Origin of the sequence: Streptomyces lucensis JCM 4490, assembly GCF_014650035.1 — a bacterium.
GTDB lineage: Bacteria > Actinomycetota > Actinomycetes > Streptomycetales > Streptomycetaceae > Streptomyces > Streptomyces lucensis.
Window position 1 is genome coordinate 123404 of the sequence record NZ_BMUE01000005.1, and the last position, 15570, is coordinate 138973.

At 73.6% G+C, this 15570-nt stretch carries 15 protein-coding genes; 9 read left to right on the forward strand and 6 right to left on the reverse strand.

Annotated features, from left to right (window positions below; translation table 11 throughout):
- The first annotated feature begins 126 nt into the window (after window positions 1-126).
- Both chpH and IE177_RS35570 read left to right on the forward strand, forming a co-directional pair.
- Window positions 127-360: a chaplin ChpH gene (chpH, locus tag IE177_RS13755; RefSeq protein WP_190015598.1), complete on the forward strand. Its 234-nt coding sequence runs from the start codon at window positions 127-129 to the stop codon at window positions 358-360.
- A gap of 98 nt (window positions 361-458) precedes the next feature.
- A complete protein-coding gene (locus tag IE177_RS35570) occupies window positions 459-1265 on the forward strand; it encodes a chaplin (RefSeq protein ID WP_190015599.1) in 807 nt (268 codons plus the stop codon).
- Between the two features lie 74 nt (window positions 1266-1339).
- On the opposite strand, the gene IE177_RS13765 is transcribed toward IE177_RS35570, so the two are convergent.
- Window positions 1340-1528 (reverse strand): DUF5703 family protein, encoded by a 189-nt coding sequence (locus IE177_RS13765; protein ID WP_014671721.1) that lies wholly within the window; start codon window positions 1526-1528, stop codon window positions 1340-1342.
- Window positions 1529-1575: 47 nt separating this feature from the next.
- Between IE177_RS13765 and IE177_RS13770 the strand changes: the two genes are divergently transcribed.
- Entirely contained in the window at window positions 1576-2316 is a 741-nt protein-coding gene (locus IE177_RS13770) for a hypothetical protein (RefSeq protein WP_190015600.1), read from the forward strand.
- Between the two features lie 48 nt (window positions 2317-2364).
- Here IE177_RS13770 and IE177_RS13775 read toward each other — a convergent pair whose 3' ends face one another.
- On the reverse strand, window positions 2365-4803 hold the full coding sequence (locus IE177_RS13775) for a helix-hairpin-helix domain-containing protein (RefSeq protein WP_190015601.1): 2439 nt from the start codon (window positions 4801-4803) through the stop codon (window positions 2365-2367).
- Window positions 4800-5783, reverse strand: a complete 984-nt coding sequence (locus IE177_RS13780; RefSeq protein WP_190015602.1) for an aldo/keto reductase — start codon at window positions 5781-5783, stop codon at window positions 4800-4802. Before IE177_RS13780 ends, IE177_RS13775 begins: the two co-directional genes overlap by 4 nt.
- Window positions 5784-5910: 127 nt before the next feature.
- On the opposite strand from IE177_RS13780, the gene IE177_RS13785 reads away from it, so the two are divergent.
- Window positions 5911-6966 carry an LLM class F420-dependent oxidoreductase gene (locus IE177_RS13785; protein WP_190015603.1) on the forward strand — a complete coding sequence of 352 codons (1056 nt, stop codon included), beginning with the start codon at window positions 5911-5913 and terminating at the stop codon, window positions 6964-6966.
- A gap of 215 nt (window positions 6967-7181) precedes the next feature.
- Window positions 7182-7970, forward strand: a complete 789-nt coding sequence (locus IE177_RS13790) for a ferritin-like domain-containing protein (protein ID WP_190015604.1) — start codon at window positions 7182-7184, stop codon at window positions 7968-7970.
- Window positions 7971-7974: 4 nt separating this feature from the next.
- Here the strand turns inward: IE177_RS13790 and corA are convergent, their stop codons facing one another.
- On the reverse strand, window positions 7975-8970 hold the full coding sequence (gene corA, locus IE177_RS13795; RefSeq protein ID WP_190015605.1) for a magnesium/cobalt transporter CorA: 996 nt from the start codon (window positions 8968-8970) through the stop codon (window positions 7975-7977).
- A gap of 62 nt (window positions 8971-9032) precedes the next feature.
- Between corA and IE177_RS13800 the strand changes: the two genes are divergently transcribed.
- From IE177_RS13800 to mshC, 4 genes are all read left to right on the forward strand, one after another.
- On the forward strand, window positions 9033-9719 hold the full coding sequence (locus IE177_RS13800; RefSeq protein WP_190015606.1) for a histidine phosphatase family protein: 687 nt from the start codon (window positions 9033-9035) through the stop codon (window positions 9717-9719).
- A 91-nt stretch (window positions 9720-9810) separates the two neighbouring features.
- A complete protein-coding gene (locus IE177_RS13805; protein WP_190015607.1) occupies window positions 9811-10401 on the forward strand; it encodes a DUF3090 domain-containing protein in 591 nt (196 codons plus the stop codon).
- Window positions 10365-11204, forward strand: coding sequence for an SCO1664 family protein (locus IE177_RS13810; protein WP_190015608.1), 840 nt, complete (start codon window positions 10365-10367; stop codon window positions 11202-11204). Before IE177_RS13805 ends, IE177_RS13810 begins: the two co-directional genes overlap by 37 nt.
- Window positions 11205-11314: 110 nt before the next feature.
- Window positions 11315-12544 carry a cysteine--1-D-myo-inosityl 2-amino-2-deoxy-alpha-D-glucopyranoside ligase gene (gene mshC, locus IE177_RS13815; RefSeq protein ID WP_190015609.1) on the forward strand — a complete coding sequence of 410 codons (1230 nt, stop codon included), beginning with the start codon at window positions 11315-11317 and terminating at the stop codon, window positions 12542-12544.
- A gap of 86 nt (window positions 12545-12630) precedes the next feature.
- Here the strand turns inward: mshC and IE177_RS13820 are convergent, their stop codons facing one another.
- Both IE177_RS13820 and IE177_RS13825 read right to left on the reverse strand, forming a co-directional pair.
- Window positions 12631-13623, reverse strand: coding sequence for a PAC2 family protein (locus tag IE177_RS13820; RefSeq protein ID WP_190015610.1), 993 nt, complete (start codon window positions 13621-13623; stop codon window positions 12631-12633).
- 295 nt (window positions 13624-13918) lie between these two features.
- Window positions 13919-15535, reverse strand: coding sequence for a glycerol-3-phosphate dehydrogenase/oxidase (locus IE177_RS13825; protein WP_190015611.1), 1617 nt, complete (start codon window positions 15533-15535; stop codon window positions 13919-13921).
- Window positions 15536-15570 lie beyond the last annotated feature (35 nt).

Here is a 15570-nt window from a genome sequence, read left to right on the forward strand (position 1 = left end):
CGGGCAATCGTGCGAGATCGACTGAGAAGGGTGAATGCGACCATAAGCTCGTAGCTACATCAGTTCCTCCTCGTTACAGGTGATGCGATCAGCTAGTTGTGATCGCTTTGCCAACAAGGAGGAAGAATGATCAAGAAGGTCGTCGCTGCTGCGGCTGCCACCGGTGGGCTGGTTCTCGCGGGAGCGGGCCTCGCCGTCGCCGACTCGGGTGCCCAGGGTGCCGCCGTGCACTCCCCGGGTGTGGCTTCCGGCAACGTCGTCCAGGTGCCCGTGCACGTGCCGGTGAACGTGTGCGGCAACACGGTCAACGTGATCGGGCTCCTGAACCCCACCTTCGGCAACAGCTGCGTCAACAAGTGACGCCGGCTCCCTGAGGGGGGCTTCTCATACGAGCCGCCGGCCCCGGAGTGCGCGCCATGCGCTCCGGGGCCGGCCACGAAGGCAGGGGGGAACTCAGCATGCGACAAGGAACCCGCAAGGGTCTGTTGACCATGGCCGCGGCCACCGGCGTGATCGCCGCCGCGAGCGGCTACGCCCACGCGGACGCCGGCGCTCACGGCGCCGCCGCCGGCTCGCCCGGCGTACTGTCCGGCAACACGGTGCAGGCGCCGGTGCACGTCCCGGTGAACGTCTGCGGCAACACCGTGAACGTCGTCGGTCTGCTCAACCCGGCGGCCGGCAACAAGTGCGCCAATGACGACGGAGGTTCCGGGGGGCACGGCGGCACGGGCGGCCACACCGGTTCCGGCGGCTCGCACGCGGGCGGCCACACCGGCGGCTCGCCGGGCGTCGGCTCCGGCAACACGGTGCAGGTGCCGGTCGACGTCCCGGTGAACGTCTGCGGCAACAGCGTGAACGTCATCGGCGCCGGGAACGCCGCCGTGGGCGACGACTGCGCCAACGGCGGCGGTCACCACGGCCGGCCGCCGGGCGACGGACACGGCAACCCGCCGGGTGAACCGGGGCATCCAGGACAGCCGGGTCACCCGGGCACTCCCGGTCACCCGGGCACTCCCGGTCACCCGGGCACTCCGGGTCATCCCGGGACCGGTACCCCGCCCGCCAAGGGCGGCCCCGCGACCCACGACTCGACCCACGGCTCCACCCGGGTCACGGCACACGACGGCGGCCCGGCCCGGCCCGTCGCCGCCGGCGAGCTCGCCCACACGGGCAGCGACGTGCCGCTGGGACTCGTGCTGCCGGCCGGCGCGGGCGCGCTCCTCGCCGGCGCCGTCCTCTACCGCAAGGCGCGGGCCGCGGCGTAACGGCGCCACCGCCCGGCGGCAACGGAACGGGCCCTGCCATGCCGGCGGGGCCCGTTCCGTTCACACGGCCCGCGTCACCACGTGGCACGCACCTGGCGGATGATCCGCCGGCGCAACCGCACCCTGCGGCTGCCGTCGCGCAGCAGGCTCAGTCGGTCCAACTCCCAGTGTCCGTACTCGGCATGGTCCGTCAGCAGACGCGTCGCCTCCTTGCGGGACACCCCGCGAGGCACGTACACGTCGACAAATTCGTATTCCGGCATCGCATCTATTGTGCGGGCTGGTGCCCGGTACGGATAGCGTCTGCACTATGTCTGATGCTGCGCAGCCCACCGCTGCCGAGGTACGCGCCGCCGCCGAGGCGGTCAAGACCGCGCTCGACCGTCACCTGGCGGCGGTAGAACGCAGGACGGGGGAGGACGACCAGGCCGTCTACGAGGCGTTCAACCAGCTGGCCGCGGCCGCCGAGGCGTACGACGAGCTGCTCTACGACCGCTACGACGAGGTCACGCCCTTCGAGATCCCCGGTGCGGAGGACACGCTGCCGCCGTACGCGGGACCCGAGGAGCCGCACGCGGTCAGCGTGCTGATCCGCCGCGACTACACCGTGGCGGAACCCCAGCGCCTGCGGGCCCAGGCCCAGCGGGTCGAGACGGCGGAGTACGAGGACGTCTCGGGCGCGGGCGACGGCGCCGCCGAGACGGTCCCCGGGGCGCTCGGCATCCTCTTCGGCGAGTTCGAACCGGACGAGATCGCCTCCCGGCACAAGGAGTTCGGCCTGGAGGAGGGCGACTCCACGCTCTGGGTCACCGCGTCGGACGAGGCCTCCGAGCCCGGGGAGTGGCTGGAGGCGCCGTTCGAGCACGCCGATCCGCAGCAGGTGGTGTGCCGCTTCGACGTCAGCGCGATGTTCGACGAGGACGACGCCGACGAGCCCGGTGGGCTCGACGGGCCCGACGAGGAGGACGACCTCGAATTCGTCGAGGAAGACGACGAGGCCGCCGACGAGGCCGATGACGAGGACCTGGAGCCGCTGAACAGCGAGAAGTGAGGCGGGGAGCGGTGCCGTAGGCCCGGGGGCGGCACGGCACCGCTACCGTCAGCCGGCCGCCGTGGCCACCTGGGCCCGCAGCAGCGTCTGCAGCCGTGTCGTGCGGGGCTTGGCCGCGATCTCGGCGACCGCCCTCGGCAGCGCCTGCTCCACCCCGTGGACCACGGACAGGTGCCGTTCCGCCCGCCCGAACGCGGTGTACACCCAGGGCCTGCTGAGCGCCTGCGGGGCGTCGCCGGGCAGCACCACGACCGCCGCGGGCCAGCGGGCGCCCACCGCCTGGTGCGCGGTCAGCGCCCAGCCGTGCCGCACACAGCCCTCCACCCGCTCCTGCGGCACGACGACGGGAACGCCGGCGCAGGTCAGGTGCAAGCCGTCCGCGTCGGCCCGCACCACCGTCCCCGGCACCGACCGGCCGGGCGCGGGGGAGTAGGCGATCCGGTCTCCGGGGTCGAAGCCGCCGAAGCGGCCGGGGCCGGGGTTGAGGCGCTCCTTCAGGGTGGCGTTCAGGGCGCGGGTGCCCGCGGCACCGCCGTGACCCGGGGTGATCACCACGGTCTGCTCGGCCGGGATGCCGATCGCCCGCGGCACCGAGTCCGCGACCAGCTGCGCCGTGCGGTGCACGGCCTCGCCCGCATCCCGCACCGGGACGATGACGATCTCCTTGCCCGGTGCGTCCACCTGGTTCAGCTCACCGACGGCGACACCGGAGACCAGCTCGCCGATCGGCCCTGGATCGGGCACGCGGGAAGCGGTCCGGGGGCAGACGCGGGCGGCGAGGAGGTCCGCGAAGACGCGGCCCGGCCCGGCCGACCACAGCACCGCCGGGTCACCGCTGAACACCAGCCGGGCTCCGTCGGGAAGCGACTCGGCCAGCATCGCGGCGCTCTCCACGTCCAGCTGGGGCGCGTCCAGCACGATCAGCAGATCGAGGTCCAGGGCCCCGTCCGCGTCCCGCCCGGGGCCCTCGGCGCCGGACAGGAGACCGGCGACCGTGCCCACACCGTGCTCCGCGGTCTCCGCCGGCTGCCCGCCGCCGAGCAGTGCCGCGAGGCGGTGCCGTCCGTCGGGCGTGTGGCAGGCGGCGAAGGCGCGCAGCCCGGCGGCGCGCGCGGCGGCGAGCAGCGCGGCCGGTTCGGCGCGGGCCGCCTCCCCGCCGGTGTGCAGCACCAGGCCGTGCCCGGCGACCGCCCGGGCCAGCTCGGCAGCACCGCCCGACAGCTCCCGCGCGGCCGCCTCCCAGGCCTGCCCGGCCCCTTCGGACAGCGAGCTCACCAGCCGGGCCAGGCCGTCGGCGAGGCTCTCCTCCGCGAGCGCGTACCGCTCCAGGCCCACCAGGACCCGGACCGGCCGCTCGGCGTCCCCGTCCTCCTCGGTGTCCCCGGTGTCCCCGGTGTCCCCGGTGTCCCCTGTGTCCCCGGTGTTCTCGGCGGCCTCCCGGGCGGCAGGGGCGCCGGTCTCGTCCAGCGCGTCCTGGAACACCAGGGCCTCGCCCTCCGCGAGCGCGCTCTGCACCGCCGCGTCCGGGTCGGGCACGCCCTGCCGCCCCAGTGCCGCGGTGAGCGCCGGCAGTTCGAGCGCGGTGTGCCCCGCCACGGCGGCCTGCTCCAGCAGCCGGACCGTCATGGCCCGGCCCCGCCGCTCGTCGTCCGGCCCGCAGGCGGCGCCGAGCAGCGCCCGCGCGAAGCCGTCGGCCTGTTCGGGCCGCACGCCGCCGACCCGGAGCAACTGCCACGGATCGTCCCTGAGCGCGCTGTCGGCGCCCTCGCCCAGGGACACGGCCACCTGGAGGGCCAGGGCCTCGGGCGCGCCGCCCTCGACCAGCACCCGACGCACCGCCTCCACGGTGTGCGCCGCGGGTCCGCCGGGCCCGGCGGGGGCCTGGACCGGCCGCGGGCGCCGTGCGGGCTCCGGGGCCGGGCGGCGCGGGGCCGGCGCGGGCTCGGCGAAGACCGTCGCCGCCGGCTTAGCACCGCTCTCCACGGCCCGTACCGCGGCCAGCAGGTCGGCGGCCGTGCCGCTGAGCTTGGCACCGCTCGCGATCGGGCCCTTCCGCTCGGCCTTGCGGCGTTCGATCCGCTCCCGCTCGACCCGCTGCGCGGCCAGCTCGGCCTCCGCCTCGGACGGACCGGCCGCATCCCCCTCGCCCGCCGCAGCGCCCCGCGCCGCACCGTCACCGTCACCGTCGTCGCCGTCGTCGTCGCCCACGGTCTTCGCGGCAGCGCTTGCCGGACCGCCGTCACCGCCCGTGTCCTCGGCATCCCCGGTCCCGGCCGCCGCCTCCCGTGCCGTACCGCCGCCGTGCGCGCCCCCCGACTCCTCGGCGGCCTGCGCCGCACCGCCGCCGTCCTCGGCGCCCCGCGCCGCCCGCGCCGTGCCGTCGTCGCCCGCACGGCCTTCTTCGCCGGACGGCCGTGCTCCCGCGGCCTCCGGGGTGTCCGGCGTCCCCGGCCCGGCTTCCTCCGTGGTCTCCGGCTCCGTGCTCACAGCGTGCTCCAGTCGTGATCGGGATAGCGGTGCACCGGCGCCGACACGTCGTCGAGCGCCCGGCAGATCTCGTCAGGAAGACTAAGGGCCTCCACTGACAACGCCGCCGTGAGCTGCTGCGCGGTGCGCGCGCCGACGATCGGCGCGGCCACGCCCGGCCGGTCCCGGACCCAGGCGAGGGCCACCTGGAGCGGGGTGACCGCGAGCCCGTCGGCGGCCGTCGTCACCGCGTCCACGATGCGCGTCGCCGTGTCGTCCAGGTAGGGCTCGACGAACGGTGCCAGGTGCTCGGAGGCACCGCGCGAGTCGGCGGGAGTGGCGTGCCGGTACTTGCCGGTCAGCACGCCCCGGCCGAGCGGGGAGGAGGGCAGCAGGCCGACCCCGAGGTCGAGCGCGGCGGGCAGCACCTCGCGCTCCACGCCCCGCTGGAGCAGCGAGTACTCCATCTGCGTGCCGGCCAGCCGGGTGCGGGAACCCGGGGCGGCGAGCTGCCAGGTCGCCGCCTTCGCGAGCTGCCAGCCGCAGAAGTTGGAGACGCCCGCGTAGCGGGCACGTCCGCTGCTCACCGCCAGGTCGAGGGCCTGGAGCGACTCCTCCAGCGGGGTTCCGGGATCGTAGGCGTGGATCTGCCACAGGTCGACGTAGTCCGTGCCCAGCCGGGCCAGGGACGCGTCGAGCGCGGCGAGCAGATGGCCGCGGGAGCCGTCGAAGCGGCGGTCGGGGTCGGGCACGCTGCCCGCCTTCGTGGAGATGACCAGGTCCCGGCGCGGCACCAGGCCCTCGACGAGCTGCCCGAGCAGGTACTCCGCCCCTCCGTCGCCGTACACGTCCGCGGTGTCGACGAGGGTTCCGCCGGCCTCCCAGAACGCCTTCAGCATGTCCGCGGCGTCGTGCTCGTCGGTGTCCCGGCCCCAGGTGAGGGTGCCGAGTCCGATCCTGGACACGCGCAGGCCGGTACGGCCGAGATGCCTCTGCTCCATGCGGGCGAGATTACTGGCCGGACCAGGTGCGGTGGGTTGCCTGTGGACAACGGCGTCTGCCGCCCCGCGCCGCCCCGCGCTAAGGTCACCGCCAACGGACGTTACTCATCGGTAAGGGGAATCGCGCATGCAGCTCGGGATCAACCTCGGCTACTGGGGTGCCGGAATGGACGGGGACAATCTGGCCGTGGCCCAGGAGGCCGACCGGCTGGGCTACTCCGTGTGCTGGGCCGCCGAGGCGTACGGCTCCGACGCGGCCACGGTGCTCAGCTGGGTCGCGGCGCAGACCGAGCGCATCGACGTCGGCTCGGCCATCTTCCAGATCCCGGCCCGCCAGCCCGCGATGACCGCGATGACCGCGGCCACGCTGGACTCGCTGTCCGGCGGCCGCTTCCGGCTCGGCCTCGGCGTCTCCGGTCCGCAGGTCTCCGAGGGCTGGTACGGCGTCAAGTTCGACAAGCCGCTGGCCCGCACCCGCGAGTACGTGGAGATCGTGCGCCGCGCGATGACCCGGGAGCGGCTGACGTACGAGGGCGAGCACTGGACGCTGCCGCTGCCCGGCGGCCCGGGCAAGCCGATCAAGCTCACCGTGCACCCCCAGCGCGAGCACATCCCGCTGTACATCGCCGCGATCGGCCCCAGGAACCTCGAGCAGACCGGCGAGATCGCCGACGGCGCCCTGCTGATCTTCCCGGCCGCCGAACACCTGGAGGACACCACCCTCAAGTACCTGCGCGCGGGCCGGGAGAAGGCCGGCAAGACCCTCGACGGCTTCGACGTGTGCCCGACCCTGCCGCTCGCCGTCGGCGAGGACAAGGACGTGGCCCGCCTCGCGGACACCTTCCGCCCCTACACCGCGCTGTACGTCGGCGGGATGGGCAGCGCCAAGCAGAACTTCTACAACCAGCTCGCGCAGCGCATGGGATACGCGAAGGAGGCCGCCGAGATCCAGCAGAAGTACCTGTCCGGGGACAAGCAGGGCGCCGCCGCCGCGGTCCCGCAGGACCTCATCGACAAGACCGCGCTGCTGGGATCCGTCGACCGCATCGCCGACCGGATGAAGGCCTACGCCGCCGCCGGGGTCACCACCCTCAGCCTCGCCCCCGCCGGCTTCACGCTCGACGAGCGGATCGCCTCCCTGCGGGCGGGCACCGAGGCACTGGAGCGCGCCGGGCTCGCCTAGGCGTAAGCGCATTCCAGGAGGACGTTTCCGCGGCCGTGGTGGGGGCTCGGGGGTCTTCCCCGCCACGGCCGTCACCGGGAACAACGCGCCCGGTGCCGCGCGGTTACGACCCCGGTGCTCCTTCTTCCGGCCGAATCGGCCGACACCCTTGTTGCGGCTCCCTTGTGCCCGCATTTGACTCGTTCTGCGCGGGGTCGAGCAGAGAGGTGTCCGCCATGCTTTCGGCCAGGAGTCTGTTCCAGGAGATCATCGACGACGACGAGGCCTTCCGGCTCTTCTGCTCCATCGCCGCCGCCGGGGAGTCCCAGGGCGGTTGGGAGAACGCACGCATCGCCGCGCTGGTGCCGCCGGGCGAACGCGCGCTCGCGCCCAAGATCGCCCGCCACGGAGCGGACGAGGACAAGCACGGCCGCATCTTCACCGCGCTGCTGCGGAAGCGCGGGCTCACCCCGGTCCCCGTCCCGCCGGAGACCGACTACACCATGCTCCTGGAACGCCTCGGCATCGGCCTCGCCCACGACAGGCTCCGCCGCGACGAACCGCTCACCGAGCACGACATCATCGTCTACCTCGCGCACAGCAGGGTCACCGAACAGCGTGCCGCCGAGCAGATGCGGCTGCTCCTCAGGCACTTCGCCGGCCACCCCGAACTCGGCAGGGCCGTCCGCCGGATCTCGGACGACGAGGACAACCACCTCGCCTACACCCACGAGGAGCTGCTCCGCCTCGCCGCCGCCGGGCACGGCCGGCTGATCCAGCGCACCCTGCGCGCGTGCGCGCTCGCCGAGATCCGCGTCCACCGGGACGTCAGCCTGGCGGTGACGGCCCGCATGGGCCGCATCCTCGGCTGGCCGAAGGCCAGATCGGCACTGCTCGCCGCCGGCATCCACGCCGTGTACGCCGGTGAACGCCTCGCCGGCTGGCGCCGCATGGTCAGCCTCAGCATGCCCGCACGCCGCAACGCCCTCGGCGGACCCGCCACGACGGCCCCCGAGTTCGTCTAGGCGGTCACATCCAGCCGCGCCGCTTGAACAGGCGGTAGAGCAGTACTTCCAGAACCGCCATCGCCGCGATCACCGCCGGGTACGACCACAGCCAGTGCAGCTCCGGCATGTGGTCGAAGTTCATGCCGTAGATCCCCGCGAGCATCGTGGGGACCGCCGCCATCGCCGCCCACGCGGAGATCTTCCGCATGTCGTCGTTCTGCCGCACGCTCATCTGCGCGAGGTGGGCCGACAGGATGTCCGACACCAGCCGGTCCAGGGCCTCCACGGACTCGTTCACGCGCGCGAGGTGGTCGCTCACGTCGCGGAAGAAGGGTCGCGCCTTGTCGTCGACGAACGGCACCCCGCCGCCGAGCGCGCCTGGGCCGGCCAGCCGCGTCATCGGCAGCGTCAGCGGCCCGGTGGCCCGGCGGAACTCCAGCACCTGGCGCTTGAAGGTGTAGATGCGCGACGCGGTGTTGCGCGAGCCGCCGGTGTCCGGCTGGAACACCTCCGCCTCCAGCTCCTCCAGATCGGTCTGCAGCTCCGTCGCCACCTCCAGGTAGTGGTCGACGACCGCGTCGGAGATCGCGTACAGCACCGAGGTCGGACCCTTGTCCAGCATCTCGGGCTCCTGCTCCAGCCGGCGCCGCACCGACGCCAGCGGCGAGCCCTCGCCGTGGCGGACGGTCACCACGAAGCAGTCCCCGATGAAGATCATGATCTCGCCGGTCGAGACGGTGTCGCCGGCCGGCTCGTACACCACCGGCTTGAGCACCAGGAACAGCGAGTCGTCGTACACCTCCAGCTTGGGCCGCTGATGTGCCTTGAGCGCGTCCTCCACGGCCAGCGGATGCAGCCCGAACTCCCTGGTGACCAGGTCGAACTCCCGCTCCGAGGGCTCGTGCAGCCCGATCCACGCGAAGCCGCCCGCCGCCCGGGCCTCGTCGAGCGCGTCGGACAGGTCCTCCGGGCCCTCGGTACGGAGCCCGTGCCGGTAGATGGCGCAGTCCACGATCACGCGGAGCATCCTCCCTTCCGCCCGCCCACCGCCGCACGCCGGTGAGCACCTACCCTTGCCGCATGCCCACGCTCATCCTCGTAAGGCACGGACGTTCCACAGCCAACACCTCCGGCCTGCTCGCCGGGCGGACACCGGGCGTCGCCCTCGACGAGCGCGGCGCCGCGCAGGCCGCCGCGCTGCCCGGCCGGCTCGCGGGACTGCCCCTGTGCGAGGCCGTCGTCAGCCCGCTCCAGCGCTGCCAGGAGACCGTGCGCCCGCTGCTGGAGGCCCGCCCGGAGCTGCGCGTCCACACCGACGACCGGATCGGCGAGTGCGACTACGGCGACTGGACGGGCCGCAAGCTCGCCGAACTGAAGGACGAGCCGTTGATGGAGATCGTCCAGGCCCACCCGTCGGCCGCCGCCTTCCCGGGCGGCGAGTCCATGCGGGCCATGCAGACCCGCGCCGCCGAGGCCGTACGCGAGTGGAACGCGCGCGTGGAGCGCGAGCACGGCGCCGACGCCGTCTACCTCATGTGCTCCCACGGTGACATCATCAAGTCCCTCGTCGCGGACGCCCTCGGGCTGCATCTCGACCTCTTCCAGCGGATCGCCGTCGAACCGTGTTCCATCACCGCCATCCGTTACACGCGCCTGCGGCCGTTCGTCGTCCGCCTCGGCGACACCGGGGACTTCGCCTCGCTCGCCCCGCGCGAGGACCCGGGCGAGGGCGACGCACCGGTCGGGGGTGGTGCGGGCGCACCGTGATCGCCGCCCGCAGTAGGGTGAAGCGGTCCACCAGTCGACGTGTCCGCATGGCCCGTACCGCTGAAACTCTCGAATCCAATGGAGACAGGACGTGTCCCGTCAGGTGTTCCTCTACGACCAGCCGGACCGCTTCGTGGCCGGCACGGTCGGACTGCCCGGGCGCCGTACGTTCTTCCTCCAGGCCACCGCAGGCCCCCGGGTGACCAGCGTGGTCCTGGAGAAGACCCAGGTCGCCGCGCTCGCCGAGCGCATGGACGAGCTGCTCGACGAGGTCGTACGGCGCAGTGGCGGCAGTGCCGCCGTCCCCGCCATGACGCCCTCGGAGGTTTCCGACACCGGCCCGCTCCAGACACCCATCGAGGAGGAGTTCCGGGTCGGCACCATGGCCCTGGCCTGGGACGGCGAGGACGAGCGCATGATCGTCGAGGCCCAGGCCCTCGTCGAGCTGGACGCCGACACCGAGGAGGACCTCGCCGAGGCCGAGGAGCGGCTGCTCCAGGACGAGGAGAACGGGCCCCCGATGCTGCGGGTCCGGCTGACCGGCGCGCAGGCCCGGGCCTTCGCCAAGCGCGCCCTCGACGTCGTCAACGCCGGGCGGCCGCCGTGCCCGCTGTGCAGCCTCCCGCTCGATCCGGAAGGACACGTATGTCCGCGCCAGAACGGATACCGCCGCGGGGCCTGACGGCCGCCGACGCGACGGCCGACGCGGCCGCCGCCGAACTGCTCGCCCGGGGCGAGCTGAGCGTGCGCGGCCGGATCCGCGAGGCGTCCAACGCGGCGCTGTTCTGCACGGTCGCCCACGACGGCCGGGAAGCCGCCTGCGTGTACAAGCCGGTCGCCGGCGAGCGTCCCCTGTGGGATTTCCCCGACGGCACCCTCGCGGGCCGGGAGGTGGCCGCCTACGAGGTCTCCGAGGCCGCCGGCTGGGGGCTCGTCCCGCCGACCGTGCTCCGTGACGGGCCCTACGGCGAGGGCATGTGCCAGCTGTGGATCGACGCCGGGGCCGAGGCGGAGCTGCTCGCCCTGGTGGACGGCGAGGAGCCGGGGCCGGGCTGGAAGGCCATCGGGTTCGCCGAGGTCGGCGAGGGGCGCACCGCGCTCCTCGTGCACGCCGACGACGAGCGGCTGCGCCGGCTGGCCGTGCTCGACGCGGTGATCAACAACGCCGACCGCAAGGGCGGCCACCTGCTGCCCACCGCCGGCGGGCGGCTCTACGGCATCGACCACGGCGTCACCTTCAACGTCGACGACAAGCTGCGCACACTGCTGTGGGGTTGGGCCGGGGAACCGCTCACGCCCGAGGCCCTCGACGTCCTCGAAGGGCTGCGCGAAGCCCTCGGCGGAGCTCTGGGGGAACGGCTGACCGCGCTCCTCACGGCGGCCGAGATCGACGCCACGCGCGCGCGGGTCGACGCGCTGCTCGCATCCGGCCTGCACCCGGAGCCGGGCGGCCGGTGGCCCGCCATCCCCTGGCCGCCGGTGTGAGCGCGCCGCCCGCGTGAGCACACAGCGGCCGGAAACACAAGAACGCCTTACCGGCCACGGGCGCGATCCCGTTCGTCCGGGCGGCCCGTGGCCGGGTTAGGCTCATGTACATGCATGCCTGGCCCGCTTCCGAGGTCCCCGCCCTGCCTGGTCAGGGCCGCGACCTGAGGATCCACGACACCGCGACCGGCGGCCTCGTCACCCTCGACCCCGGTCCCGTCGCCCGTATCTACGTCTGCGGCATCACGCCGTACGACGCGACCCACATGGGTCACGCGGCGACCTACAACGCGTTCGACCTCGTTCAGCGCGTGTGGCTCGACACCAAGCGGCAGGTCCACTACGTCCAGAACGTCACCGACGTCGACGACCCGCTGCTGGAGCGCGCGGAGCGGGACGGCGTCGACTGGGTCGCCCTCGCCGAGAAGGAGACGGCCCTCTTCCGCGAGGACATGACCGCCCTGCGGATGCTCCCGCCCCGGCACTACATAGGCGCCGTCGAGGCGATACCCGGCATCGTCCCGCTCGTGGAACGACTGCGCGAACTCGGCGCCGCCTACGAGCTGGAGGGCGACGTCTACTTCTCGGTCGAGGCCGACCCGCACTTCGGTCAGGTCTCGAACCTCGACGCGGCCGCCATGCGGCTGCTGTCCGCCGAGCGCGGCGGCGACCCGGACCGCCCGGGCAAGAAGAACCCGCTGGACCCGATGCTGTGGATGGCGGCCCGCGAGGGCGAGCCCAGCTGGGACGGCGGCACCCTCGGCCGGGGCCGGCCCGGCTGGCACATCGAGTGCGTGGCCATCGCCCTGGACCACCTCGGCATGGGCTTCGACGTCCAGGGCGGCGGCTCCGACCTGGCCTTCCCGCACCACGAGATGGGCGCCTCGCACGCCCAGGTGCTCACCGGCGAGTTCCCCATGGCCAAGGCGTACGTGCACGCGGGCATGGTCGCCCTGCACGGCGAGAAGATGTCCAAGTCCAAGGGCAACCTGGTCTTCGTCTCGCGGCTGCGCCGCGACGGCGTCGACCCCGCCGCCGTCCGCCTGACGCTGCTCGCCCACCACTACCGTGCCGACTGGGAGTGGACCGACCAGGTCCTTCAGGACGCCGTCGCCCGGCTCGGCCGCTGGCGCGCGGCCGTCTCCCGGCCCGACGGGCCGTCCGCGGACACGCTCGTGGAGGAGATCCGCGAGGCGCTGGCGAACGACCTGGACGCGCCGGCCGCACTCGCCGCCGTCGACCGCTGGGCGGCGCGCCAGGACGCGGAGGGTGGCACGGACACCGCCGCGCCGGGCCTGGTCACGCGGGCCGTGGACGCGCTGCTGGGCGTGGCTCTCTAGCGCCGCCGGGCGTAGCTCTCCAGGACAGACCGAAGGGGCGGTCCCCGCTGCGGGAACCGCCCCTTCTTCCGTGCCGCGAGGGACCCTCAGTCCTCCGGGGTGCCCTCGCCGTCGTCGCCCTCCGGACCGCCGGAGGCGTCCGGCTTGGGCGGCTTCGGCCGCGACCTGCCGCCCGGGGCGTCCCGGCGGTAGGGGCCGCCGTCCCCGCCGTCCGCCGTGGCGTGCCCGCCCGGCGGGCCGACGTCCCGGCGCCGCAGGTACCGCTCGAACTCGCGGGCGATCGCCTCGCCCGAAGCCTCCGGCAGCTCGGCGGTGTCCCGGGCCTCCTCCAGCGTCTGGACGTACTCGGCGACCTCGCTGTCCTCGGCGGCCAGCTGGTCCACGCCCACCTGCCAGGCCCGCGCGTCCTCGGGCAGCTCGCCCTGCGGGATGCGCAGGTCCAGCAGATCCTCCAGGCGGTTCAGCAGCGCCAGGGTGGCCTTCGGGTTGGGCGGCTGCGATACGTAGTGCGGCACGGCCGCCCACAGCGACACCGCCGGGACCCCGGCATGGGTGCACGCCTCCTGCAGAACGCCGACGATGCCCGTCGGGCCCTCGTACTTGGTCTCCTCCAGGTCCATCCGGCCGGCCAGGTCACGGTCGGACGTGACCCCGCTGACCGGCACCGGACGCGTGTGCGGGGTGTCCCCGAGCAGGGCGCCCAGGACGACCACCAGCTCCACGCCCAGCTCGTGCGCGAAGCCGAGCAGCTCGTTGCAGAACGACCGCCAGCGCATGGACGGTTCGATCCCGCGGACCAGCACGAGGTCGCGCGGCTTGTCACCGCCGACCCGGACCACCGACAGCCTCGTCGTCGGCCAGGTGATCTTGCGCACCCCGCCGTCCATGAACACCGTGGGGCGGTTGACCTGGAAGTCGTAGTAGTCCTCGGCGTCCAGCGCCGCGAAGACCTCGCCCTTGAACTCGCGTTCCAGGTGCGCGACCGCCGTGGAGGCGGCGTCACCGGCATCGTTCCAGCCCTCGAACGCGGCCACCATGACTGGGTCGATCAGCTCGGGAACCCCCTCCAGCTCGATCACCCAGTGCCTCCTTCCGACGTGCCCTCGCTTGACCCACCAACCTTACGGCGTCCGGCGGGTGGGCCCGCAGCCCCCTGGGACGGGGATGCCCGGATCACTGCCCCGCCGGCCGGCCCGGAACACCCCCGGGCCCGCCGGAAGTCCCGGGCGCCCGTCCCCGGTCCGGCCCCCGACAGGCGGAAGGGGCGGCTCCACCGGAGTGGAACCGCCCCTCCCGGGGTCCGGACCCGGTGCGGCGGGGTCCGGCGCGTCGGCGGTGCCGGTCCTGGTCAGGGGAGGCCGGCCGCCGCGCGGGCTACTTCTTGTCGAGCAGGTCCTGCACCTTGGCGCGGACCTCGTCCGTGGCCAGGCCCCGGATGGTCAGCGTCGTCCGGCGGCGCAGCACGTCGTCCGTCGTCTCGGCCCACTCGTGGTCACGTGCCCAGACCACCTGCGCCCAGATCTCCGGGGCGTCGGGGTGGACCCGCTCGGCCAGGGCCGCGTCCTCGTTCGCCAGACGGGCGATGTCGAACGCCAGCGAGCCGTAGTGCGTGGCCAGGTGCCTGGCGGTGTCGGCGGCCATCCGCGGGCCGGGCGCCGGGCGGTCGGTCAGCAGACGGTGGGCGACCGCGCGCGGGTTGGCGATGCCCGGCAGCGGCAGCTTCTTCGGCAGCGAGGAGATCGGCTCGAAGTCGTCACCGAGCGGGTGGCCCGGCAGCGACTCCAGCTTCTGCATCACCGTACGGCCGATGTGCCGGAACGTGGTCCACTTGCCGCCCGCGACGGACAGCATGCCGCCCTTGCCCTCGGTGACGACGGTCTCGCGCTTGGCCTTGGCGGTGTCGCCGGGGCCGCCGGGCAGCACGCGCAGGCCGGCGAACGCGTAGGTGATCAGTTCCCGCTTGAGCTGCTGGTCCCGGACGGAGAACGCGGCCTCGTCCAGTATCTGGGCTATGTCGTTGTCGTTGACGGACACGTCCGCCGGGTCGCCCTCGAACTCCTCGTCGGTGGTGCCGAGCAGCAGCATGTCCTCCCAGGGGAGGGCGAAGGTGATGCGGTACTTGTCGATCGGGGTCGCGAGCGCCGCCTTCCACGGGGAGGTGCGCTTCAGGACCAGGTGCGCGCCCTTCGACAGGCGGATGGACGGCGCGGCGTCCGGGTCCTCCATGCGGCGCAGGTGGTCGACCCAGGGACCGGTGGCGTTCAGCACCAGGCGGGCGTTGACCCCGAACTCCTCGCCGGAGAGCCGGTCGCGCAGTTCGGCGCCGGTGACCCGGCCCTTGGTGAAACGCAGGCCGGAGACCTCGGCGTGGTTGAGGACGACCGCGCCCGCCTCGACGGCCGCGCGGACCGTCATCAGCGCCATGCGCGCGTCGTTCATCTGGTCGTCGCCGTACACGGCCACGGCCTTGAGGTTCTCGGTGCGCAGCTCGGGCACGTCCTGCGCCGCCTTGGCGGGGGAGAGCAGGTGGCCCACGCCGTCACCGAACGCGGAGAGCGCGGAGTAGGCGAAGACGCCCGCGCCGAGCTTCGCCGCGCCGTGCGGCCCGCCCTTGTACACGGGGAGGTAGAAGGTGAGCGGGTTCGCCAGGTGGGGGGCCACCTGACGGGAGACCGCACGGCGCTCGAAGTGGTTCTCCGCCACCAGCTTCACCGCGCCGGTCTGCAGGTAGCGCAGACCGCCGTGGAGCAGCTTGGAGGAGGCGGAGGAGGTGGCGCCGGCGAAGTCGCCGGCGTCGACCAGCGCCACCCTGAGCCCGGACTGCGCGGCGTGCCAGGCGGTGGAGATGCCCAGGATGCCGCCGCCGATCACAAGAAGGTCGTACGACGCCTTGGAGAGCTGCTCCCTGGTCTCGGCCCGGCTCGGGGTGGAGCCGGAGGCCGGGTGCGTCCCGAGGGCAGGCACGGTCTGCAGGGTGGACTGACTGGTCATTTCGGGTACTTACTCCTCGTCAGAGCTGTCTGAGC